Here is a 23319-nt window from a genome sequence, read left to right as displayed (position 1 = left end):
GCGACTCGCCCGGGGGTCCCTCGACCGCCGACGGGTCGATGGGGGAAGCTGGGCGTCCCGCGATCGACGGAGATCGGCCCGTACCTCGAACCGGAGGGACCCGTGTCCTATCTCCTGCGGCTGGTCGTCCCCGACCGTCCCGGCATCCTCGGTGCCGTGGCCACCGCCCTCGGCACCGCCGGGATCGACATCGTCTCCGTCGACGTGCTGGAGCGCGGCGGCGGGGTCGCGGTCGACGACATCGTGGTCGACCTGCCTCCCGACCGCCTCCCCGACAGCCTGATCACCGCGGCCCACGCGGTGGACGGCGTGCAGGTGGAGTCGCTGCGGCCGTTCGCCGGCCCGTTGGACACCCACCGCGAGCTGGAGCTGCTGGAGTCCCTGGCCCGTGCCGCGGCGCCGGGCCCGCCCACCCTCGCGGTCAAGCTGCTCGCCGCCGAGCTGCCCCGGGTCTTCCACAGCGGCTGGGCGGCGGTGCTGCACGGCGGGGACGACGGACAGCCGTGCGAGGTGCTGGCCGCCTCCGACGCCGCCCCCGGCTTCGACGGCATGACGCTGCCGTGGCTGCCGATGTCCACCCCGCGACTGCTCCCGAGCGAGGACGACTGGCTGCCCGAGCGCTGGCGGGAGATGGCCATCGAGATGATGGCCACCCCCTTCGGCAGCCCGCAGACGGCCGTCGTGCTGGGCCGCTCGGGCGGGCCGGCCTACCGGCGCTCGGAGCTGCTCCGCCTGGTGCACCTCACCGGGATCGCGGCCAGCGTCGTCCACCTGCCGCCGGTGTGACGCCGCTCAGCGCGGCGTCTGCTGGTGGAACACCAGCCGCCAGCCGTCGTCCCGCCGGACGTACGCGCTGCTGATCAGCGCCGAGTACGGCGCGACGCCCTCCCGCTGGGCGACCACCCCGTAGGTGACCAGCCCCGAGTCGGCGGACAACCGTCGCACCACGACGTCCTCGAGCGCGTGGGAACTCCACGGTGGGCCGCCCATCGCCGCCAGGACGGTGGCGCGGTCGTCCAGCCGCATGCCGCCCGGCAGGAGCATCTCCACGTCGTCGTCGAGCACGCGGTCGTAGAAGGCCAGCGCCGCCTCCGCGGACGTCGACAGCGCCTGCCAGCCCCGCTCCTCCAGCGCGGCGAGGTCGTCGTCGGGCTGCTCAGCCATCGGCTCCCTCCTCTGTCGGGTTCGCCGGCTCGCTGCCGTCGCCGATCGTGGCGACGGCGCGGGCCGCCTCGGGCCCTTCCTCCAGTAGCACACGGAAGCCGTCGTCGTCCAGGATCGGCGCCTTGACCTGCACCGCCTTGTCGTACTTGCTGCCCGGGTCGGCGCCGACGACGACGAAGCCGGTCTTCTTGCTGACCGACCCGGTCACCTTCCCGCCGCGTTCCTGGATCGCCGCGGTCGCCTGGTCGCGGCTGAGGTCGCGCAGCGACCCCGTGACGACGACGGTGACCCCGGTCAGGGGGCCGGGGCCGGCGTCCTCGCCCTCGTCGGCCATCCGGACGCCGGCCGCCCGCCACTTCTCGACGACCTCGCGGTGCCAGTCGACGGCGAACCAGTCACGGACGGAGCGGGCGATGGTCGGGCCCACGCCGTCGGCGGCCGCGAGCTCCTCCTCGGAGGCCTCCGCGATCCGGTCGAGGGAGCGGAAGTCACGGGCCAGCGCCTGCGCCGCGGTCGGGCCGACGTGCCGGATCGACAGCGCGACCAGCACCCGCCACAGCGGGACCTCCCTGCGGGTGGCCAGGTTGGCCAGCAGCTTCTGGCCGTTGGCCGACAGCGCGCCGTCCTTCCTGGTGAAGAACGCCGTCCGCTCCAGCTTCTCCGCCTCGAGGGAGAACAGGTCGCCCTCGTCCTGCAGCAGGCCGCTCTGGAGCAGCGCGACCGCGGCCTCGTAGCCCAGGTTCTCGATGTCGAACGCCCCGCGCCCGGCGACGTGGAACACCCGCTCCCGCAGCTGGGCCGGGCAGGACCGCGCGTTCGGGCAGCGGATGTCGGCGTCGCCCTCCTTCTCCGGGCGCAGCTCCGTGCCGCACTCGGGGCAGTGGGTCGGCATGACGAAGGCGCGTTCGTCGCCGGTCCGGGCGGCCACCACCGGGCCGAGCACCTCGGGGATCACGTCACCCGCCTTGCGGATGACCACCGTGTCGCCGATGAGCACGCCCTTGCGCTGCACCTCGCTCGCGTTGTGCAGCGTGGCCAGCTGCACCGTCGAGCCGGCGACCTTGACCGGCTCCATGTAGGCGAACGGCGTCACCCGGCCGGTGCGCCCGACGTTGACCCGGATGTCGAGGAGCTTGGTCGTGGCCTCCTCCGGCGGGTACTTGAACGCGATCGCCCAGCGTGGGGCGCGCGAGGTCGAGCCCAGGCGGCGCTGGAGCGCGATCTGGTCGACCTTGACGACGACGCCGTCGATCTCGTGCTCGACCGAGTGCCGCTGCTCCCGGTAGCGCTCGATGTAGGCCCACACGCCCTCGAGGTCGTCGACCACCTGGTGGCGCTCGCTGGTGGGCAGGCCGAGTTCGCGCAGCCGGGTGTAGGCCTCCGACTGCCGCTCGGGCTGCCAGCCGTCGTGGGCGCCCAGCCCGTGCACGATCATGCGCAGCGGCCGCGAGGCGGTGATCCGCGGGTCCTTCTGCCGCAGCGACCCGGCCGCGGCGTTGCGGGGGTTGGCGAACGGCGCCTTGCCCTGCTCGACCATCGAGGCGTTGAGGTCGGCGAAGGCCTCGACCGGGAAGTAGATCTCGCCGCGCACCTCCAGCCGCGCCGGCAGGTCCTCGCCGCTGAGCTGCTGCGGGACGTCGCGCATCGTGCGGACGTTGGCGGTGACGTCCTCACCGGTCACGCCGTCGCCGCGGGTGGCCGCGCGCACCAGCCGGCCCCCCTCGTACAGCAGGGCCACGGCCAGGCCGTCGATCTTCAGCTCGCACAGGTAGCGCGCCCCGGTGCCGGCCTCGCGCTGGACCCGCGCCTCCCACGCCGAGAGCTCGTCGCTGCTGAACGCGTTGTCCAGGCTCTGCATCCGCTCGAGGTGCTGGACCGGGGCGAAGGTCGCGGCGAACCCGCCGTTGACCTTCTGGCTCGGGGAGTCGGGCGTGACCAGCGCCGGGTGCTCGGCCTCGATCGCCTTGAGCTCGCCCATCAGCTCGTCGTACCGGGCGTCGCTGACCAGCGGTGCGTCCTGCACGTAGTAGGCGAACGCGTACCGGTCGAGCTCCTCGGACAGGTCGCGGTGGCGGGTGCGCGCCTCGTCGGGGACCTCGGTGAGGTCCTCCCGGTCGGGGGCCGCGGCCACCTCGGGCGCGTCGACCAGCGGCTCGTCCAGCGGCTCGGCTTCGGCTGTCACGACCGAACGGTATCCGCCCGGTACGACGCCGAACCGACGCTCACCCGGCCGTGTGCGTCACTCCGGCTGGAGGTACCGGGCCGCCTCGCGCACGTGGGTCATCACCGACCGCGCGTGGCCCGGGGTCGCCCCGGCCAGCCCGCAGGCCGGGGTCAGCGTGACGGCGGTGGACAGCTCCTCCACCGGGAAGCCCAGTTCACGCCACCACGCCTGCAGCCGGGAGGCGGTCGCCTTCGGGGCGGGCAGCGTCGCGTCGGTGCCGGGGACGACGCCGGGCAGCAGGTGGGTGCCGGCCTCCACCGCGGTGCCGATGGCGTCGAGGTCCTGGACCAGGCCGAGGTCGAAGGAGATGCCGTCGGCGCCGGCGGCCCGGAACAGCTCCAGCGGGGCGCGGTGGGCGCAGCAGTGCACGACCACGGGCACGTCGAGTGCGCCGATGACGGCGGCGAGCTCCTGCTCCACGACGGAGGCCTCGACCGCCGGCAGCCTGCCGAAGCCGCTGACGGTGGGCAGCGCGCCCTGCAGGACGGCGGGCACCGAGGGCTCGTCGAGCTGCACCACGACCCGCGCGCCGGGCACCCGGGCGGTGACCGCGGCGACGTGCTGCGCCACCCCCTCGGCCAGCGACTGCCCGAGGTCGCGGCGGGCGCCGGGGTCGACGACGGCGCGGTCGCCGCGGGTGCGCTCCAGGCCGGCGGCCAGCGTCCACGGCCCGGCCACCTGGAGCTTGAACGGCCCCTCGTAGGCCTCGGCCACGTCGTACAGGGCGTCGAGGTCGCGGGCCAGGAACTCCTGCGCCCGGCGCTGGTCGATCCCCGGTCGCGGGACCAGCCGCCAGCCGGCCGGGGTCAGCTCCACGGCGATCTCCACCAGGAGGGCGGCGCCGCGACCGAGCAGGTCCGCGCCGGCGCCCCGGCCGGGCAGCTCGGGCAGGTGCGGGAAGTCGGGGAGCTCACCGGTCACCGTGCGCAGTGCCTCGGCGGGGTCGGTGCCGGGCAGTGACCCGACCCCGGTCGCCGGCCCCCAGGACAGCGGCGCGGGCCCGGTGTCGGGAACGGGGTCGATCGGCGAGGCGGGATCGATCGGCGCGGCCACGCCACCGACGCTAGTCGCGCGAGGTGGGCCGCCCGCAGGGCGTCCCCGCGTCCGGGACGAGCCGACCTCAGGCGGGGACGGGCCGGCCGGCGGAGACGACGGTCCCCTGGCCCAGCACGAGGTCGCCCCGCTCGGCGTCGGGCGCGTACAGCACCGCGGACTGGCCCGGCGCGATCCCGCGCTGCTCGGCCCCCAGCCGCAGCACCAGCCCACCGTCCTCGGCGGCGGTCACCGCACACGGCACGGGACCGCCGTGCGCGCGCAGCTGCACCTCGGCGTCGAACGGCAGCCGCGGCGCCGGACCGGCCCAGGTCGGCACGGCGGTGCGGACCTCGGTGACGCCGGCGAGGTCCGCGGTGCCGATGGTGACCGTGCGGGACACCGGCTCGATGCCGAGCACGTAGCGCGGGCGGGAGTCCCCGACGTCGACGCCCAGGCCGCGGCGCTGCCCGACGGTGAAGCCGTAGGTGCCGCCGTGCTCCCCCACCGTCGCACCCGTGGCCGCGTCGACCACCGGCCCGGGCCGGTCCCCCAGCCGCCGGGCCAGGAACCCGCGGGTGTCCCCGTCGGGGATGAAGCAGATGTCGTGGGAGTCGGCCTTGGTGGCGACGGCGAAGCCGCGCTCCGCGGCGATCTCCCGGACCCGCTGCTTGGTCATCGACCCCAGCGGGAAGCGCGCCCCGGCCAGCTGCTCCCCGGTCAGGACGGCGAGCACGTAGGACTGGTCCTTGGCCGCGTCGACCGAGCGCCGCAGCCGGCCGCCGGCCAGCCGGGCGTGGTGGCCGGTGACCACGGCGTCGAAACCCAGGGCCCGCGCCCGGTCCAGGACCGCGGCGAACTTGATCTTCTCGTTGCAGCGCAGGCACGGGTTCGGCGTGCGGCCGGCCGCGTACTCGGCCACGAAGTCGTCGACGACGTCCTCGGTGAACCGCTCCGCGAGGTCCCAGACGTAGAAGGGGATGCCGAGCTCGTCGGCGACGCGACGGGCGTCGTGGGCGTCCTCGACGCTGCAGCAGCCCCGGGCGCCGCTGCGCAGCGTCTGGCGGTCCGGCGAGAGGGCCAGGTGCACCCCGGTGACGTCGTGGCCGGCGTCGACGGCCAGGGCCGCGGCGACCGCCGAGTCCACGCCGCCGCTCATGGCGGCGAGCAGGCGCACTACCGCCGTCCCATCCCGGCCCGCCGGGCGCGCTCCACCACGGGCCCGACGACCTCGAGCACCGCGTCCACGTCGGCGTCGACCGAGGTGTGACCGAACGAGAACCGCAGCGAGCTGCGGGCCCGGTCTGCGTCGGCTCCGACGGCGAGCAGCACGTGGCTGGGCCGGGCCACGCCGGCGCTGCAGGCCGAGCCGGTGGAGCACTCCACACCGCGGGCGTCCAGCAGCATGAGCAGCGCGTCGCCCTCGGCCCCGGGGAAGGACAGGTGCGCGTTGCCCGGGAGGCGGCCGGGCCCGCCGGCGACGACGTCGTCGAGCGGGGGGCCGTTGAGCTGGACGTCGGGCACCTGCGCCATGACCCCGGCGACCAACCGGTCGCGGAGGGCGGCCAGCCGGGCGGTCCGCTGCCCGCGGGTCGCCACGGCCGTCGTCGTGGCCACCTGCAGGCCGACGATCGCGGCCACGTCGAGCGTGCCCGAGCGCACGTCGCGCTCCTGGCCGCCGCCGTGCAGCAGGGGCGTGCACTCCGCGTCGCGGCGCAGCAGGAGCACGCCGGCGCCCATCGGGCCACCCAGCTTGTGCCCGGTCATGGTCAGCGCGTCGACGCCGCTGGCGGCGAAGTCCACCGGCACCTGGCCCACGGCCTGCACCGCGTCGGTGTGCAGCGGCACCCCCACGGCGTGCGCGACCTCGGCGAGGGCGGTGAGGTCGCTGACCGTCCCGATCTCGTTGTTGGCCCACATGACGCTGGCCAGCGCGACGTCGTCCCCGTCGCCGAGCGCCGCGCGCAGCGCGTCGGGGGTGATGCGGCCGGTGGGCTCCACCGGCAGCCAGGTGATGTCGGCGCCGTCGTGCTTGGCCAGCCACTCGACGCTGTCGAGGACGGCGTGGTGCTCGGCGGGGCTGACCACGATGCGCCGACGGCGGGAGTCGGCGTCGCGGCGGGCCCAGAACAGGCCCTTGACGGCGAGGTTGTCGCTCTCGGTGCCGCCGCCGGTGAAGAGGACCTCCGAGGGGCGGGCGCCGAGCGCCTCGGCCAGCCGCTCGCGGGCCTGCTCGGCGGAGCGGCGGGCGGCGCGGCCACTGGCGTGCAGCGAGGAGGCGTTGCCCACCCGGCCCAGCTGCTCGGTCATCGCAGCCAGGACCTCGGGCAGCATCGGCGTGGTCGCCGCGTGGTCCAGGTAGGTCATGACGCCGCCAATGTAGTCGTGGGCGCGGCGGTGCCCTCCTCGGCCGGGGCGGCCGCCCGGGGCGCCACGGCGGCACCGACGAGGGCCAGGCCGGTGAGGACCGCCGCGGCTACCGCGACCGCGGCGGGCAGCGGCAGCAGCGCCGCGGTGGCCGCGGCCACGAGCACCCCGACCAGCCCGACGCACAGCGCCGACCCGGTGACGTCCGCGATCTGGAACGCCGCGGAGTCCGCGCCCCGGCGGTGCTCGGGTGACTGCGCGAGCAGCAGCACCCCGACGCTGGGCATGCCCAGCCCCATCCCGAGCCCGGCCACCGCCCACGTCGCGTAGGCCGGCCACCCACCGACCCCCGGGACGGCGACCAGCGCGCTGGCGCCCACGCCGACGGCCAGCAGCACGAAGCCGACCCGCAGCAGCCGGGCCCGGGACACCGCGGGGTGGCGCCCCTGCAGCTGCGACGCGGTCGCCCACCCGACTGCGCCGGCGGTCAGCGGGAGGCCGGCGGCGGTGGGGCTGAAGCCGTGCAGCTGGGTCAGGGCCAGGGGCAGCAGCACGTCCATCCCGAAGAACGCCCCGGCCAGCAGCCCGCGGGCGCCCACGACGGCCGGGAGCCCGGCCCGCGCGCGGACGACGCCGGCGGGGAGCAGCCGCCGCAGCCCGAGGGTGAGCGCGACCAGGCCCGCACCGGCCAGGGCGACCGCGGCGAGGTCCAGGCGCTGGCCGGCCACCTGGAGGGCGCCGGTCCCGACCCCGGCGAGGGCCGCCCACGCCGTGCGGGCGCCCCCGCGGGGAGCCCCGGACGCCGTCGGCGCGGCGAGGCCGCGCAGCGCCGGCAGCACCAGCAGCACGCTGACCGTGACCAGGGGCAGCAGGCCGAGGAACACCCAGCGCCAGCTGGCGTGCGTGGTGACCAGCCCGGCCAGCACCGGCCCCACCAGGGCCGGGAGCACCCAGGCGGCGGAGATCGCGCCGAACAGGCGGGGTCGCAGCGACGCCTCGTAGGCCTGCCCGGCGACGACGTACAGCGAGACCGCGATCAGCCCGCCCCCGAGCCCCTGCACGGCCCGGGCGGCCACCAGCAGCGCCATGGACCCGGCCAGCCCCGCGGCCAGCAGCCCGGCACCGAACACCGCGACACCGGCCCCCAGCGCCGCCCGCGGGCCCCGCCGGTCGCCCAGGTCCCCGCCGACGACCATCCCGACGACCGAGGCCACCAGGTAGGCGCTGAACGGCCAGCCGTACCAGGCCAGCCCGTCGAGCTCGGCGACCACCGTCGGCATCGCCGTCCCGACGGCCATCGCCTCGAACGCGACGAGGGTGACCAGCAGGAGCAGACCGGACGTCGGCAGCCGGTGCCGACGGTCGAACAGCCCCGCTCCGGGTGCCTCCACGTCCACCTCCCCGCCAACGGTCGCCCCCGGCGACGACTTCCCCGACACGGCGAACGCCGGCCCCGTCGGACGGGACCGGCGCTCGGCGCCCCACGACCCCGTCCTCCCCACCCTGAGCGTGGGGAGGGACGGAGCCCTCCTGACTACTTGCGGGCGGTGATCAGTTCGGTGGCGGCGGGGACGACGGTGTTCAGGTCGCCCACGATGCCGAAGTCGGCGAGTTCGAAGATCGGGGCCTCGGGGTCCTTGTTGACCGCGACGATGGTCTTGCTGGTCTGCATGCCGGCCCGGTGCTGGATCGCCCCGGAGATGCCCACGGCGATGTACAGCTGCGGGGAGACGGTCTTGCCGGTCTGCCCCACCTGGAAGGTGTGCGGGTAGAAGCCGGAGTCCACCGCGGCCCGGGAGGCGCCGACGGCGGCGCCCAGGGAGTCGGCCAGGCCCTCGATGATGGCGAAGTTCTCCGCCGAGGCGACCCCGCGGCCGCCGGAGACGACGATCGCGGCCTCGGTCAGCTCCGGGCGGCTGGACTTCTGCTCCACCACCCGGTCCACCACGCGGGTGGCCTTGGCCGCGTCGGAGATCGCCACGGTCACCGGCTCCTCCTCGGCCGCACCGGGGGCGGGGGTGGGGGTGACCGAGTTGCCGCGCACGGTGTAGATCGGGGTGCCGGCGGTGACGCGCGAGTGCACGATCGTCGCCCCGGCGAACGCCGTCTGGGTGGCGGTGCCATCGGCGGCGATCTCGGTGACGTCGGTGAGGAAGCCGCTGCCGGTCTTGACCGCCAGCCGCGCGGCGACCTCCTTGCCCTCCGGAGAGGAGGGGATGACCACCGCCGCCGGGGACTTCTCGGCCACCAGCGCCGCCAGCACCTCGGCCTTGGGCGCGACCAGGTAGGACTCGATCTCCTCGGACTCGGCGACGTAGACCTTCGCCGCGCCGTACTCGGCCAGCTGCGCGCGCGCCTCCGCCGCCGAGCCCGGCGCGCCGGCGACGACCGCCGCGGGCTCGCCCAGCGCGCGGGCCGCGGTCAGCGCCTCCAGGGTGGTCTTGCGGACACCGCCGCCGGCCGGGTTCAGCTCGACCAGGACCAGGACCTCTGCCATGACTGCTCTCGTCTCCTCGTGCGGGTGTCGGTCTGGGCCGGGTCAGACGATCTTCTGGGCGGCGAGGTAGTCGACCAGCTTCTGGCCGCCGTCGCCCTCGTCGGTAACCTTCACGCCCTCGCCCTTGGGCGGGCGGCCGGCGAAGTCCAGCACCTGGCTGGTCGCCGAGCCCAGGCCCACCGTGCCGGGGTCGACGCCCAGGTCGGCCAGCGTCAGCTTCTGCACCGGCTTCTTCTTCGCCGCCATGATCCCCTTGAAGGAGGGGTAGCGCGGCTCGTTGATGGTGTCCCAGGTGGACACGATGGCCGGCAGCGGTGCCTCCAGCGCCCAGTAGCCGCCGTCGGTCTGCCGCTCCACCTTGGCCACGCCGCCGTCGACGGTGAGCTTGCGGGCACCGGACAGCTGCGGCAGGCCCAGCCGCTCGGCCAGCAGCGCCGGCATCACCGACATCTGGCTGTCGGTGGCCTCCGCCCCGCACAGCACCAGGTCGTACTCCAGCTGCGACAGCGCCGCGGCCAGCACCGCGGAGGTCTGCACCGCATCCGAGCCGTGGATCGCCTCGTCGGTCACGTGCACCGCGCGGTCGGCGCCCATCGACAGGCCCTTGCGGATCGCGTCGGCCGCCGAGTCCGGCCCCACGGTGAGGATCGTGACCTCCCCGCCCTGGGCCTCCTTGAGCTGGAGGGCCTCCTCCAGGGCGTACTCGTCGATCTCGTTGAGCACGTTGTCCGCACTGCCCCGGGCGACGGTGTTGTCCCCCGGGTCCAGCGTCCGCTCGCTCCCGGAATCGGGGACCTGCTTGACCAGAACGACGATGTTCATCGTCAGACCTACCTCCGCGCTGGGGTCAGGGGGTCGCGGGCCGGCGCCCGCCTCGCTCCGATAGTGGAGGTTACCGCCGGGTAACGGAGACGCCCGCCCGGGCTCCGGTGACCCCCGTCACGACGTCCGGGCGCTGCCCTGGGCGTCCGGGGACGGCTCGGCCGGGACCACCAGCACCGGACGCTCGGCCGGCGTCACCGTGACCGCCGTGCCGGGGACGAGGTCCGCGCTGTCGGCGCTGGCCACGTCGACGACCACCTCGATGCCCTCGGCCAGGGCGACGGCCAACCGTGTCGTGGCGCCGGAGAAGGTGCGGGTCACGACCCGGCCGGCGCCGGCCGGGTCGGCGTGGACGACCAGGGACTCCGGGCGCACCAGCGCGACCAGCGGGACCGCGGGCAGCGCCCCGGTCACCGGCCGCCGGACGCCGAGCAGCCGCACTCCCCCGTCGACCGGCTCGGCGGGCAGCCGGTTCATCGTGCCGACGAACTCGGCGACGAACGCCGTCGCGGGCCGCTCGTAGAGCTCGTCGGGCGAGGCCACCTGCTCCAGCCGGCCCTGGCGCAGGACGCCGACCCGGTCGGCCACCGACAGCGCCTCGGCCTGGTCGTGGGTCACGAAGACCGTGGTGATGCCCAGCTCGAGCTGGATGCGGCGGATCTCCTCCCGCAGCTGCACCCGCACCTGCGCGTCCAGGGCCGACAGCGGCTCGTCCAGCAGCAGCACCTGCGGGGCGACGGCGAGCGCGCGGGCCAGGGCGACCCGCTGCTGCTGACCGCCGGAGAGCTGGTGGGGGTAGTGGCTCCCCCGGTCGGCCAGGCCGACGAGCTCGAGCAGCTCGGCGGCCCGCCGCCGCTGCTCGGTCCGGCCCCGCCGGCGCACCCGCAGGCCGAAGCCGACGTTGTCGGCCACGGTCAGGTTGGGGAACAGGCTGTAGGCCTGGAACACCATCCCCATGTCCCGCCTGCTGGCCGGGACGCCGGTGATGTCGCGGCCGTCGAGCAGCACCCGTCCGGTGTCGGGCCGCTCGAACCCGGCGATGGCGCGCAGCGCCGTCGTCTTGCCGCAGCCGGAGGGGCCCAGCAGGGCGAGGAACTCCCCGCCGCGGACGTCGAGGTCCAGGCCGTCGAGGGCCAGCACCGAGCCGTACCGGCGGGTGATGCCGTCGAGCCGGACGGCGACGCCGGGGCGCTCGCGCAGGTCGGCCGGGGCCGCGGCGGCACGCGCCGGGACCGGGGTCGTGGTCATGCGGACTCCTTCCCCGTCCGCCGGCGGTCCAGCGCGGAGATCAGCAGCAACAGCACCCAGGTCAGCACGAGGGAGAGCACCGAGACGGCCACCGACAGCTGCGGCTGGGACCCGGAGATCTCCAGGATCCACGTCGGGAAGGTCCGGAAGCCCAGGATCTGGGCGATGGTGAACTCCCCCAGCACCAGGGCGAGGGTCAGGAACGAGGCGTTGAGCACCGACGTGCGCAGCACCGGCAGCACGACCGACACCAGCACCCGCGGCCACGAGGCGCCGAGGTTGCGGGCGGCCTCGGTGAGCGTGCGCAGGTCGGTGCCGCGCAGGCCGGCGTCCAGCGCCCGGTAGACGAACGGCAGCGCCAGGACGACGTAGACGAGGACGAGGATCCACGGCAGCGACGGGCGCTGGAGGGCGAAGAACGCCTCGGCCAGCGGGGTGCCGAAGAAGTGGTCCGGCGCCCAGGCCAGCACGCTGCGCACTCCGACGACCAGCGCGATCGGCGGCAGCACCAGCGGCAGCAGGGTCAGCAGCTCCACCGTCGTCCGCAGCCGGGGCAGGCGCAGCTCGACCAGGACGACGGTCGGCACCATGAGCAGCAGCGCCAGCAGCACGGTCAGCACCGCGATGGTCAGCGACCGGCCGAAGGTCTCGGCGAACCCCTCGGCGCCCGGGATGCGCGTGTAGTTCTCCGCCGTCAGCCCGCCCGCGCCCCGGTCGCGGACCGTGAACCACAGCGAGGCGCCGATCGGCACGAGGAAGTAGAGGCCGGCCAGCGTGAGCACCACCCAGCGCCACGCACCGCCCCCGCGCCGGCCCGGCCGGACCGGCGCCTCGGGCGCGACGCTGCCGGCCCCGGCGATGCCCGCCGTCGTCACGACAGCCACCGCTGCGTGCGCCGCTGCACCCAGGCGTAGAACGCCATGACCAGGCCGATGAGCACGACCATGCCCAGCGCCAGCGCCTTGCCGAGGTTCTCCGAGCCGACGACGACGTTGCTCGACAGCGCGTCGGCGATCTGGAGGGTGACCAGCGGGATGCTGCTGCCCACCAGCGCCCGGGCGGTGGCGTAGGCGGCGAAGGCCGAGGCGAACAGCAGCATGGTCGCCCCGATGACCGGCGGGGCGAGCACCGGCCCGCCGACGTACCGCCAGTACTGCCACCCGCTGGCCCCGAGGTTGTCCGCGGCCTCCCGCCACTGCGGGCGCAGCGCCTCCAGTGCCGGGGTGATGGTCAGGACCATCAGCGGCACCAGGAAGTACAGGTAGACCAGCGCCAGCCCGGCCATCGAGTACAGCGAGAAACCCGACAGCCCGAGGGTGTCGGTGAGCAGCGCGGTCACCACCCCGGCGTTGCCGATGGTCGCGATGAAGGCGAAGGCCAGCGGGATGCCACCGAAGTTGGCCAGCACGCCCGAGGCGGTGAGCACCAGCCGGCGCAGCAGCCGGCCGCGGCGGGCCCGCAGCACCGCGATCGCCAGCGTCAGCCCGAGGGCGGCACCCAGCACCGCGGTGATCGCCGACAGCTGCAGGCTGCCGACGTAGGCGCGGCGGTAGGCGCCGTCGGTGATCGTCGCGAGGTTGGCCGCTGACCAGGTGTCCTCGAAGGTCACCGGGTCGGTGACCCGGAACGCCTCCACGCCGAGGACGACCACCGGCAGCACGAGGAAGACCGCGACGTAGAGGAAGAACGGGACGGCGCCGAGCCAGACCAGCACCCGGCCGCGGCCGCCCCGGCGCGGCCGGTCCGGGGCGGCGGCGAGCGAGCCGCCGTCCCGGACCGCGGTGTCCGCTGCGGCGCTCAGCCGGAGATCTCCGCGTTCCACCGCTCGGCGACCGCCTGCTGTGCGGCGGTCTCCTGCTCCTGGGTCGGGAAGTCCGCGGTGCCCTCGACCGGCGGCAGGGCCGCCAGCGCGTCGGCGTCGGCCGTGCCAGCCTCCTCCATGGCGGGCAGGCGCACCGGGCGGGCGCCGCCGTTGAGCCAGATGTTCTGCCCCTCGTCGCTGTAGAGGAACTCCTGCCACAGGCGCGCGGCGGCCGGGTGCGGGGCGAACCGGCTGATCGCCTGGCTGTAGTAGCCGCCGAAGAGCCCGTCGGTCGGGACGGCGACCTGCCACTGGGCGCCCTGCGCGGTGAGGTCGTCGGTCAGGGCGGCGTTGTTGTAGTCCCAGTCGATGGAGATCGGGGTCTCGCCGCTGAGGATCGTGGCCGGGGTGATCTCGACCGGGTTCCAGTTGCCGGCGTCCTTCACCTGGCGGAAGAAGTCGATGCCCGGGCCGATGTCGTCGAGGTCGCCGCCGTTGGCCAGCGAGGCGGCCCAGACACCGGCGAAGGCCGCCGCCGCCTGCGTCGGGTTGCCGTTGAGCGCCACCTGGCCGGCGTAGCGGGGGTCCAGCAGCTCGGCGAAGGTCGCCGGGCACTGCGCGACCACCGTGGCGTTGCAGCCGATGGAGATGTAGCCGCCGTAGTCGTTGTACCAGTGGCCCTCGGGGTCCTTCTGGTCCTCGGGGATCTCGTCCCAGGTCTGCACCTGGTACGGGGCGAGGAGGTCCTGCGCCTGGGCCTGGCGGGCGAAGGCGGTGCCGAGGTCGAGCACGTCGGGGGCGCGGTCCTGACCGCGCTGGCTGGTCACCGCGTTGAGCTCGTCCTGGCTGGAGCCGTCGGGCAGGGCGCTGACGACCTCGATGTCGTACTTCTGGCTGAAGGTGTCGATCATCTCGCCGTAGTTGGCCCAGTCCGGCGGGAGCGCGATGACGTTGAGCGTGCCCTCGGCCTGCGCCGCCTCGACCAGGGCGTCGAGGTCCCCGAAGTCCTGCAGTGAGGTGGCGCCGGCCGCCTCGCTGCCCGCGCCCCCGCCGCCGCCGGATCCCTCGTCCCCACCCCCGCACGCGGCCAGGACCAGGGCGGCGGTGGCCAGGGTGGCCGCCGTTCGCGCGGGAGATCGTCTGCTCGGGGCGCTGCGCTGCACTTCAGTCCTCCAGGGGTGGGTCCGTGGGCTGGCGGGATCGTGACAGAGAGCGGCCGCCCGGGACGGGTCACCGACGCCGACGGCGGGTGTCCATCCGGTGAACGGCCGGGGGTACGCCCAGCTCAGCGGCCGGTGAAGGTGGCCTTGCCCGGGCCGTTCTCGAGGAAGGAGCGCATGCCGGCCTTCTGGTCCTCGGTGTCGAACAGCCCGGCGAACAGCTCGCTCTCGAGCACCAGCCCCTCGGGGAGGGTGCGGTCCAGGCCCTCGTCGATGGCGCGCTTGGCGGCGGCCAGGGCCAGCGGCGGCCCCGCGGCGAACTTGCGGGCCATCGCCACCGCGGTGGCGTAGACCTCGTCGTCGGGGACGACGGCGTCGGCCAGTCCGATCTCCAGGGCCTCCTCCGCCCCGACGTGCCGGCCGGTGAACACGAGGTCCTTGGCCTTGGCGGGGCCGACCAGGCGGGCCAGCCGCTGGGTGCCGCCCGCGCCGGGGATGACGCCGAGCAGGATCTCCGGCTGGCCGACCTTGGCCCCCGCACCCATGACCCGGAAGTCGGCGCACAGGGCGAGCTCGTAGCCGCCGCCGAGGGCGTAGCCGGTGATCGCGGCGATGACGGGCTTGGGCACCTGCTGCACCGCGGTGAAGGAGTTGGTGAGCTCCCGGCCCCACGCGACCATGCTGCCGCCGTCCAGCTGGGACATGGCCTTGATGTCGGCGCCGGCGGCGAAGACCCGCTCGCCGCCGTAGATCACCACCGCCCGGACGTCCTCGCGTTCGCCGGCCTCGAGCGCGGCCGCGCGCACCTCCCGGTGCAACTGCTCGTCGATCGCGTTCATCTTGGGACGGTCGAGGCGGATCGTGCCCACCCCGTCCGCCACCTGCAGGGTCACGAACTCCGGCGCTGCCATGGCGGACCTCCAACGGGGTGGACGACGTCGTCGCCGCACCTTAGCCAGCAGCGGGACCCGACGGCCCGGGCGGGAAGTGGTGCAGCCGCATGTCCTCCGGGACCGCGGCGTCGGACACCACCACGAGGTCCGGCTCCCCGCGCGCCGCCGCGAGGGCGTCGACGAGGTCGCCGCACCGCTCGGACGAGGGCACCGAGAAGCCCCGGCCGGTGACCACCCAGACCCCTGCCCCCGCCGCCCGGTCCAGGACGCCGGCGGCCACCGTCTCGGAGGGCGTGCCGGTGGTGCGGGGGACGTAGTCGGTCCAGTCGACGCGGTCGGCCGGCCGCAGGTCGGGGTACACGACCAGGTCCAGGCCGCGGGAGGCCGGCACGAGCCGGTGCACGGACGGACCCAGCTGGTCGGGGCAGAACACCACGACGTCCCCCGGCCCGGCGTCGGTCAGCGCGCGGGCCACCTCCCCCGCCTGCGTGCGCGGCGCGTCGAGCACCGGCAGCGCCGCGGCCAGCCCGAGCCCGGCCAGCGCGGCCAGGACCCCCACCCGGGCCCGCACGGAGGGCAGGGCGGCCACGCCGAGGGCGACGAGGGCGGTGAAGGGCAGGACCGCGACGCTGGTGTACCGGCCGGAGACCGCGCTCCCGGTGACGACGCCCACCGCACCCGCGACGACGAGGGTCCCCACGGTGAGGGTCAGCAGCACCGCCCGCGGTCGGCGCGGCCGCAGCGCGAGCCGGACGACGGGCACGCCCGGACGACGGGTCGCTGGCACCGCCAGCGTGCCCAGCGCGGCCAGGAGCAGCAGCGCGGCGCCCAGCAGCCGGCCCCGCGTCCGCGTCCCGCCCTGCCAGGCGTCCAGGGCCGTGGGCAGCGGGCTGAGGACGTCGCCGACCCGGGCCCACGGCGTCCCGGTGTGGGCCAGCTGGACCAGCAGCGAGGGCACCCACGGCGCGAAGACCAGCAGCCCCAGACCCAGACCGGCCAGCACCCGCAGCGCCGCGCGCCGCCGGGTGCGCAGGGCGAGCACCGTCACCAGCCCGGCCACGGCGACCAGGTGGGCGGCCCACAGGTGCGTGAGGAGCAGGGCACCGGTCACCAGGCCCAGGCCCAGGACCGGCCAGGGGCGGCTCGAGCGGACCACCGCCCGCACCGCCATCGCCGCGAGGGCGACCAGCAGCACCAGCAGCGCGTACATCCGCGTCTCGCTCGCGTACCGGATCAGGAACGGCGAGGTGGCCAGCAGCACCACCAGCGCCGTCGCCGTCCGCCGGCCGGCCAGCTGCCGGGCGACCCGCCAGACGAGCGCCAGGGTCAGCACGCTGACCAGTCCGGACAGGCTGCGGACCGCACCGGAGCCCGTGCCGAACAGGGCGATCCAGCCGTGCAGCAGCAGGTAGTACAGCGGCGGGGAACCGTCCTGCTCGAGCGCGGCCAGCAGCTCGGGCACCGGCAGGCGGGCGATGGCGACGCTCTGCGCCTCGTCCAGCCAGAGCTCCGGGGGCGCCAGGAAGCGGGCGACTCCCCCCGCGGCCACGGCGACCGCCACGACCACGGCGACGAGCACGCCACCCGGAGGGCGCTCGCCGAGCCGGGTCCCGATGCCGGGGAGGCCCCGCCTCCCCGCCGCCACGGCCGGTGCGGCGGTCACCACACCGTCGCCGCTAGGCGGCACGCGGGGGACGCCTGCGGGGCAGGACGGGGGCGTCCCGTCCGGTCCCGGACGCGGCGGGGGTCGCGATCCCGTCGGACGCCGGGGCGGCACCACCCTCGTGGTAGTCCTCCTCGACGTTGACCGCCCACACGTCGTGCGCGGCACCGTCGGCGATGTTCTCGACGGTCCGCATGGCCGTCACCATCGAGTGGTCCTGGTTGTTGTACTTGTGCATGCCGTTGCGGCCCACCGGGTGCACGTTGGGGACCGCCTCCTCCAGCCAGCGCCGGATGACGTCGACCCGCTGGTCGTAGCCGGCGTCGTAGACCGGGTAGGCCTTGGGCATCCGCACCACGAACCCGCGCTCCACCTGGTCGGCCTCGACCAGCCCGAGCCGGACCAGCTCAGCGGTGGCCAGCTCGACCAGCGTCTCGTCGTCGGACTCCCACGTCCGGTCGCCCTCGTCGACGAAGTACTCCAGCCCCAGGCAGGTCCGCCCGTCCTTGACCAGGAACGGCGACCAGCTGCCGAAGTTCTGGATGCGGCCGACCCGCACCTCCGGGGAGTGGATGTAGATCCAGTTGTCCGGGAAGCCGGCCTCCTCGGGCACGACCAGGGCCACGGTGAGGAAGTCCCGGTGGGACAGGCCCTCGGCCGCCTCCCGGACGTGCGCCGGCGCGGGCGGGTCCATCGCCAGCACCAGCTCGGGCAGGGGCATCGAGGAGATGACGTGGTCGGCCTCGATCCGCCGCGGCGGCCCCCCGGCCTCGGTCGTGACGTCCACCGCGACCGCACCCCCGGCGTCCCGGTGGACGGCGGTGCAGCGGGCGCCGAGGCGGACGACCGCCCCGCCCTCCCGCACCCTCTCCAGGGTGCGCTCCCACATCAGCCCCGGGCCGGTCCGCGGGTACTGGAAGCGGTCGATCAGCGTGGTGATCTGCCGGCCAGAGCCCGGGCGCACCGCGTGCAGCACGGCCCGCCACAGGTCGAGGTCCTTGATCCGCTGGGCCGCCCAGTCCGCCTGGATCTCGGTGGCCGGGATGCCCCACACCTTCTCGGTGTAGGTCTTGAAGAAGATCTCGTAGAGCCGGCGCCCGAAGCGCGCCGACACCCAGCCCTCGAAGTGGCTCTGGTCCGCCGGCGGCCGCAGCCGCGCGGCCACGTAGGACGCCATGCACCGGACCGCCTCGACCGGCCCCAGCCCGCGCAGGGCGTTCAGCGGCCGCAGCGGGTAGTCGAAGAGGCGGCCGGCGTAGTGGATCCGGGAGAGCCGCGGCCGGGAGAGGAACTCGTCGTCGCTGAGCATCTCGTGCCACCAGCGCTCGACCTCCGGCACCTTGGTGAAGAAGCGGTGCCCGCCGATGTCGAAGCGCCAGCCGTCCCGCTCCACCGTGCGGCTGATGCCGCCCACGACGGTGTCGGCCTCGAGCACCGTGACCGGCAGGCCCCGCTGGACGAGCTGGTGGGCCGCGGTGAGGCCGGCCGGCCCCGCGCCGATCACGACGCTGTGGTGCCGGGGTGCCGCCGGTGCTCTGCGCACACGTCCTCCGAACTTCTCGGCGTGGTCGCCGGTGGGGTGGGGGGAGTACGGCCAGTATCTAGGCCGGGTCGTGCCCCGGTTACCCCGGGCCGTCCCCGGCGGAAACGGCCGCTGGTGCCGGGTCCGCCCGCCAGACCTGCACCAGCCCCGTGGGCGCGGAGGTGGCCACGCGCGTGTAGTGGGCGGACAGCTCCGTACGCACGGCTCGGGTGTGGGGAGAGTCCCGGACCTGCTCCGTCGCCCGGTCCAGGCCCACCACCACGACCACGTCCAGGTCGCCCCGGACGGTCTCCAGCCGCACCGCCGGCGGGACCCGCTCGAGCCCGCCGAGGTCCGCCGTCATCCGGCGCCACAGCGCCGGCTCCTCGAACGACACCTGGAAGTACGGGTAGGCCGCCTCGTAGAGGCCGACGTCGGCGCCCCCGGCCTGCACGGCCAGCCGGCTGGACTCGTGCCGCATCGGGTCCGGCGCCCGGGGGACGGCGGCGACCGCGGACCGGCTGTAGCGCAGGACGACGAGGGTGGCGGCGGGTGGGATCGCGGCGGCCACCGACAGCAGCTCCTCGGCCTCGGCCACCGCCGCCCGCTGCGCCGGGAACCGGGCCAGCGCCCCGACGGAGGCGGCCGTCACGAGGACGACCACGGCGACCGCGGTCCCCCGGCGGCCGGGGGGACGGGTCGCCACCCACAGGGCGAGCAGCAGCGGCGGGAACCAGGCCACCCGCTCGGCGAGGAAGCCGAAGTCCGCGCCCAGGCGCTGCGGCGTCAGCCAGGCGGCGAGGACGGCACCGGCCAGCAGCAGCCCGAGCGCCGCGCGCTCCGGCCCGCTCCCCGGGCCACGCCGCAGGGCCAGGACCCCCAGCACGAGCAGCACCGCCGTCGCGACCGCGGCGGCGGCTCCCACGGCTGCCGGGGCGCCCGCACTCCCCCACTCGGTGACGAACGGCTGGGCACCGCGGAGCAGGTCCAGCAGCCGCTCCGCCGAGGGTCCGCCCTCCGGCGTGGCCGGCGGCCCGTCCCCGCCGACGAGGTAGACCACGGTCAGCACCCCGCTCGGCAGGACCGCCACGACCACGGGGACGACGTCCCGGGCGAGGGCGGACCGCGCATCCTGCCCGCCCCGGACGCCGGCCGCGGCGCGGGCCACCGCCAGGAGCAGGACGCCGCCCACGCCGACGACCCACGGCAGCAGGTGCGCCGTCCAGGTGAGCACCGCCAGCACCGCCAGGACGGCGACCGCGGCCGGGGACCACCCCGCGCGGCGGCGCAGCGCCACGCCCAGCAGGAGCAGCGCGCCCACCACCCCGAGGGCGAAGTTGTAGAAGCCGTAGGAGAGCAGGTGGCTGCCGGCGAACGGCAGGGCCGCCGCGCCCAGCCACCAGGCCCGCCGCGACACCCCGCGCGCGGCGTAGGCCAGGGCCGCGACCAGCCCGACGACGACGGCCGCGACCAGCAGCCGCTCGGCGGTGTCGGGCCCCACCAGGGTCAGCAGCCCGGCCAGGGCCAGGGTGGTGAGCATGTTCGGGACGGGGGTCAGGTCGAGGCGGTACTGCTCCCGCAGCAGCGCGCCCACGGCGTCGTCGTCGCCGGAGTGCAGGAGCACCCAGGCGCCGGCGAGGTGCGCCGGCCCGTCCTGGGTCGGCACCGTGGAGAGGGCGAGCAGCGGGTACAGCTGCACCGCCAGACCGACCAGGAGCAGGGCCGCGCCCAGCGCCGAGGCGACGTCCGGTGCCCGCCCCCGGGGCGTCCAGGACCTGCCGGCGGCCCTCCCGGGGCCGGCGCCGGCCGCGGGAGGGGCTGCTCGGTCAGGCCGCGCGGCGGGCGGTCCAGCGCCCATCGGTCCGCTCCACCGTCAGGGCCACCCCGAAGGTGTCCGACAGCGTCTGCTGGGTCAGCACCTGGTCGACCGGACCGCCGGCGACCACCTGCCCGTCGCGCAGCAGCAGGGCGTGGGTGTAGCCGGGCGGGATCTCCTCGACGTGGTGGGTGACCAGCACCTGCGCCGGGGCGTACAGGTAGCGGGCGAGGTCGGACAGCCGGCTGACGAGGTCCTCCCGGCCGCCGAGGTCCAGCCCCGCGCCGGGCTCGTCGAGCAGCAGCAGCTCCGGGTCGGGCATGAGCGCGCGGGCGATCTGCACCCGCTTGCGCTCGCCCTCGCTCAGGGTGCCGAACGGGCGGTGCGCCATCGGGGAGACGCCCCACTGCTGCATCAGCATCGCCGCGCGGGTGAGGTCGTGGACGTCGTAGCGCTCCCGCCACCGGCCGACGACGGCGTACCCGGCGGACAGGACGATGTCCCCCGTCCGCTCCGACGGTGAGATGCGCTGGGCCAGCGCGGCACTGGTCAGCCCGATCCGGGGCCGCAGCTCGAAGACGTCGACCGCGCCGAGGGTCTCCCCGAGCAGCTGCACGGTGCCCCGCGTCGGGTGCAGGTGCGCGGCGGCCAGCTGCAGCAGGGTCGTCTTCCCCGCGCCGTTGGGGCCGAGCACCACCCAGCGCTGGTCCGCCTCGACCGTCCAGTCGATCCCGCGCAGCAGGTACGCCTGCCCTCGGACGACGTCCACCCCGTGCATCTCGACGACCGGCTCGCTCGACACGCCCCCATCCAACCAACCCGCCGGGATCGACCGCCCTCCACCCGCTGGTCGCGCGGAGTTGGCACCATCACACCGTGCTCAGCAGTGCGGTCGACGCGGAGGTCTGGCCCGGTTCCCCCACACCGCTGGGGGCGCACTGGGACGGCACCGGCACCAACTTCGCCCTCTGGTCGGCCGGGGCGAACGCCGTGGACCTCTGCCTGTTCGACGACGACGGCCGCGAGCACCGGCACCGGCTGCAGGAGACCACCCACCAGGTGTGGCACGGCCGGCTGCCCGGGATCGCCCCCGGTCAGCGCTACGGCTACCGCGTGCACGGCGGCTACGACCCCGGCTCCGGCTCGCGGTACAACCCGGCCAAGCTGCTGCTGGACCCCTACGCCCGCGCGGTCGACGGCGAGCTCACGCTGCACCCGGCGCTGTTCGGCTACGTCGAGTCCGCGCACGACGGTGGCCGGGGCGAGGCGCTGCCCGACCCGCACGACTCCGCGCCGTTCGTCCCGCGCGGCGTCGTCGTCCACGACTCCTTCCCGTGGGACGGCGACCGCCCGCCGGCCACGCCGTGGTCGGACACCGTCATCTACGAGCTGCACGTCAAGGGCGCGACCATGCGCCACCCCGACGTGCCCCCGGCCCTGCGCGGCACCTACGCCGGCCTGGCGCACCCGGCGTTCGTCGCGCACCTGCAGGCCCTCGGGGTGACCGCCGTCGAACTGCTCCCGGTGCACCACTTCGTCAGCGAGCCGCACCTGCTGCGCCGCGGCCTGACCAACTACTGGGGCTACAACACCCTCGGCTACTTCGCCCCGCACGCCGCCTACAGCTCGGCCGGGTCCGGCGGGCGGCAGGTGACCGAGTTCAAGGCGATGGTCAAGGCGCTGCACGCCGCCGGCATCGAGGTCATCCTCGACGTGGTCTACAACCACACCGCCGAGGGCGACCACACCGGCCCGACCCTGTCGTTCAAGGGCATCGACAACGGCGGCTACTACCGGCTCGCCGGTGACGACCCCTCCCGCTACACCGACTACACCGGCTGCGGGAACACCCTCGACGTGCGCCGTCCGCCGGTGCTCGCGCTGCTCATGGACTCGCTGCGGTACTGGGTCACCGAGATGCACGTCGACGGGTTCCGGTTCGACCTGGCCGCCGCGCTGGCCCGCTCGATGCACGACGTCGACCGGCTCTCGGCGTTCTTCGACGTCGTCCACCAGGACCCCGTGGTCAGCGGCGTGAAGCTGATCGCCGAGCCGTGGGACGTCGGCGAGGGCGGTTACCAGGTCGGCAACTTCCCGCCGCTGTGGACCGAGTGGAACGGCAAGTACCGCGACACCGTGCGGGACGTGTGGTCGGGGGCGCGCGTGGGGGTCCGTGACCTCGCCTACCGGCTCACCGGCTCCTCGGACCTCTACCGCTCCGACGGGCGCCGGCCCTTCGCCAGCATCAACTTCGTCACCGCGCACGACGGGTTCACCCTCGCCGACCTGGTCACCTACGAGCGCAAGCGCAACGAGGCCAACGGCGAGGACAACCGGGACGGCGAGAGCCACAACCGGAACTGGAACTGCGGCGTCGAGGGCCCCACCGACGACCCCCAGGTGCGGGAGCTGCGCGCCCGGCAGGTGCGCAACCACCTGGCCACCCTGCTGCTGTCGACCGGCGTCCCGATGCTCACCGCCGGCGACGAGCTGGGCCGCACCCAGCAGGGCAACAACAACGCCTACTGCCAGGACAACGACGTCTCCTGGATCGACTGGGACGCCGTCGACGAGGACCTGGTGGCGTTCGTGTCCCGCATCGTCGGCCTGCGCCGGTCCTCCCCCGTGCTGCGGCAGGAGGCGTTCTTCGAGGGCCACGAGATCCCCGGCACCGGCGGCACCCGGGACCTCGCCTGGTTCGCCCCCGGCGGCGAGCAGCTGACCACCGCGGACTGGTTCGACACCGGGCTGCAGACCATCGGCATGTACCTGGACGGCCGCGGCATCCGGCACCGGGACGAGCGGGGCCGGCCGGTGCAGGACGACTCCTACCTGCTGCAGCTGCACGCCGGGGCGCAGCCGGTCACCGTGCGGCTGCCGGGTCCGCCGTGGTCGGACGGCTACGAGTTCGTCGTCTCCACCGAGTTCCCGACCGGCGCGCCACCCCGGCCGGCGATCGTCGCCCCGGGCCCGCTGGAGATGCCGGCGCGCAGCCTCGCGCTGCTCCGCGTGCACCGCCGTCCCTGACGACCCGGCGCACCGCTCGGTCTGCCGCCTGCGCCGCACCCCGCGCATTGACGCGCGAGAGCCCCGGTCCGCAGTGGGATCGG

The 23319-nt window shown here is 75.3% G+C and carries 19 protein-coding genes; 2 read left to right on the top strand and 17 right to left on the bottom strand.

The annotated features are described in order from the left end of the window. Positions 1 to 102: 102 nt before the first annotated feature. Positions 103 to 786, top strand: a complete 684-nt coding sequence (locus ACI79E_RS19530) for an ACT domain-containing protein (protein ID WP_456934232.1) — start codon at positions 103 to 105, stop codon at positions 784 to 786. A 6-nt stretch (positions 787 to 792) separates the two neighbouring features. Here ACI79E_RS19530 and ACI79E_RS19525 read toward each other — a convergent pair whose 3' ends face one another. The 17 genes from ACI79E_RS19525 to ACI79E_RS19445 form a co-directional block, all read right to left on the bottom strand. Beyond that, complete coding sequence (locus ACI79E_RS19525; protein ID WP_456934231.1) at positions 793 to 1164, bottom strand: DUF4440 domain-containing protein; 372 nt, start codon at positions 1162 to 1164, stop codon at positions 793 to 795. After that, entirely contained in the window at positions 1157 to 3346 is a 2190-nt protein-coding gene (ligA, locus tag ACI79E_RS19520) for an NAD-dependent DNA ligase LigA (protein ID WP_456934230.1), read from the bottom strand. The genes ACI79E_RS19525 and ligA overlap by 8 nt, the downstream gene beginning before the upstream one ends. A gap of 57 nt (positions 3347 to 3403) precedes the next feature. After that, entirely contained in the window at positions 3404 to 4441 is a 1038-nt protein-coding gene (locus ACI79E_RS19515; RefSeq protein WP_456934229.1) for a methionine synthase, read from the bottom strand. A gap of 67 nt (positions 4442 to 4508) precedes the next feature. Next, entirely contained in the window at positions 4509 to 5597 is a 1089-nt protein-coding gene (mnmA, locus tag ACI79E_RS19510; RefSeq protein ID WP_456934228.1) for a tRNA 2-thiouridine(34) synthase MnmA, read from the bottom strand. Then, the gene (locus ACI79E_RS19505; protein WP_456934227.1) at positions 5597 to 6787 is read right to left on the bottom strand and encodes a cysteine desulfurase family protein; all 1191 of its coding nucleotides are present in this window, start codon (positions 6785 to 6787) and stop codon (positions 5597 to 5599) included. Before ACI79E_RS19505 ends, mnmA begins: the two co-directional genes overlap by 1 nt. After that, the gene (locus ACI79E_RS19500) at positions 6784 to 8178 is read right to left on the bottom strand and encodes an MFS transporter (protein WP_456934226.1); all 1395 of its coding nucleotides are present in this window, start codon (positions 8176 to 8178) and stop codon (positions 6784 to 6786) included. The genes ACI79E_RS19505 and ACI79E_RS19500 overlap by 4 nt, the downstream gene beginning before the upstream one ends. A 143-nt stretch (positions 8179 to 8321) precedes the next feature. Next, a complete protein-coding gene (locus ACI79E_RS19495; protein WP_456934225.1) occupies positions 8322 to 9284 on the bottom strand; it encodes an electron transfer flavoprotein subunit alpha/FixB family protein in 963 nt (320 codons plus the stop codon). A gap of 42 nt (positions 9285 to 9326) precedes the next feature. After that, positions 9327 to 10106, bottom strand: a complete 780-nt coding sequence (locus ACI79E_RS19490; RefSeq protein ID WP_456934224.1) for an electron transfer flavoprotein subunit beta/FixA family protein — start codon at positions 10104 to 10106, stop codon at positions 9327 to 9329. A 117-nt stretch (positions 10107 to 10223) separates the two neighbouring features. Beyond that, positions 10224 to 11354, bottom strand: a complete 1131-nt coding sequence (locus tag ACI79E_RS19485) for an ABC transporter ATP-binding protein (RefSeq protein ID WP_456934223.1) — start codon at positions 11352 to 11354, stop codon at positions 10224 to 10226. Further along, a complete protein-coding gene (locus ACI79E_RS19480; protein ID WP_456934222.1) occupies positions 11351 to 12229 on the bottom strand; it encodes an ABC transporter permease subunit in 879 nt (292 codons plus the stop codon). Before ACI79E_RS19480 ends, ACI79E_RS19485 begins: the two co-directional genes overlap by 4 nt. Continuing rightward, on the bottom strand, positions 12226 to 13176 hold the full coding sequence (locus ACI79E_RS19475; protein ID WP_456934221.1) for an ABC transporter permease: 951 nt from the start codon (positions 13174 to 13176) through the stop codon (positions 12226 to 12228). The genes ACI79E_RS19480 and ACI79E_RS19475 overlap by 4 nt, the downstream gene beginning before the upstream one ends. Beyond that, positions 13152 to 14318, bottom strand: coding sequence for an extracellular solute-binding protein (locus tag ACI79E_RS19470; protein ID WP_456934220.1), 1167 nt, complete (start codon positions 14316 to 14318; stop codon positions 13152 to 13154). Before ACI79E_RS19470 ends, ACI79E_RS19475 begins: the two co-directional genes overlap by 25 nt. Positions 14319 to 14440: 122 nt before the next feature. Continuing rightward, positions 14441 to 15226 carry an enoyl-CoA hydratase/isomerase family protein gene (locus ACI79E_RS19465; protein ID WP_456934219.1) on the bottom strand — a complete coding sequence of 262 codons (786 nt, stop codon included), beginning with the start codon at positions 15224 to 15226 and terminating at the stop codon, positions 14441 to 14443. A gap of 40 nt (positions 15227 to 15266) precedes the next feature. Then, on the bottom strand, positions 15267 to 16787 hold the full coding sequence (locus ACI79E_RS19460) for a glycosyltransferase family 39 protein (RefSeq protein WP_456934218.1): 1521 nt from the start codon (positions 16785 to 16787) through the stop codon (positions 15267 to 15269). 97 nt (positions 16788 to 16884) lie between these two features. Then, complete coding sequence (locus ACI79E_RS19455; RefSeq protein ID WP_456934217.1) at positions 16885 to 18414, bottom strand: NAD(P)/FAD-dependent oxidoreductase; 1530 nt, start codon at positions 18412 to 18414, stop codon at positions 16885 to 16887. 79 nt (positions 18415 to 18493) lie between these two features. Further along, the gene (locus ACI79E_RS19450) at positions 18494 to 20092 is read right to left on the bottom strand and encodes a hypothetical protein (protein WP_456934216.1); all 1599 of its coding nucleotides are present in this window, start codon (positions 20090 to 20092) and stop codon (positions 18494 to 18496) included. A 127-nt stretch (positions 20093 to 20219) separates the two neighbouring features. Next, complete coding sequence (locus ACI79E_RS19445; RefSeq protein WP_456934215.1) at positions 20220 to 21011, bottom strand: ABC transporter ATP-binding protein; 792 nt, start codon at positions 21009 to 21011, stop codon at positions 20220 to 20222. Between the two features lie 74 nt (positions 21012 to 21085). Between ACI79E_RS19445 and glgX the strand changes: the two genes are divergently transcribed. After that, complete coding sequence (gene glgX, locus ACI79E_RS19440) at positions 21086 to 23236, top strand: glycogen debranching protein GlgX (RefSeq protein WP_456934214.1); 2151 nt, start codon at positions 21086 to 21088, stop codon at positions 23234 to 23236. Positions 23237 to 23319: the final 83 nt, after the last annotated feature.

It is taken from the genome of Geodermatophilus sp. SYSU D00079 (genome assembly GCF_054050635.1).
The sequence above is the reverse complement of the archived record's forward strand: the minus strand, read 5'-3'. Positions and strand labels throughout refer to the sequence as shown.

What these genes read in the sequence shown, in the direction of transcription:
- ACI79E_RS19525 (WP_456934231.1), bottom strand. Translation starts at nt 1,164, where the DNA reads ATGGCTGAGCAGCCCGACGACGACCTCGCCGCGCTGGAGGAGCGGGGC.
- ACI79E_RS19505 (WP_456934227.1), bottom strand. Translation starts at nt 6,787, where the DNA reads ATGACCTACCTGGACCACGCGGCGACCACGCCGATGCTGCCCGAGGTC.
- ACI79E_RS19495 (WP_456934225.1), bottom strand. Translation starts at nt 9,284, where the DNA reads ATGGCAGAGGTCCTGGTCCTGGTCGAGCTGAACCCGGCCGGCGGCGGT.
- ACI79E_RS19490 (WP_456934224.1), bottom strand. Translation starts at nt 10,106, where the DNA reads ATGAACATCGTCGTTCTGGTCAAGCAGGTCCCCGATTCCGGGAGCGAG.
- ACI79E_RS19485 (WP_456934223.1), bottom strand. Translation starts at nt 11,354, where the DNA reads ATGACCACGACCCCGGTCCCGGCGCGTGCCGCCGCGGCCCCGGCCGAC.
- ACI79E_RS19465 (WP_456934219.1), bottom strand. Translation starts at nt 15,226, where the DNA reads ATGGCAGCGCCGGAGTTCGTGACCCTGCAGGTGGCGGACGGGGTGGGC.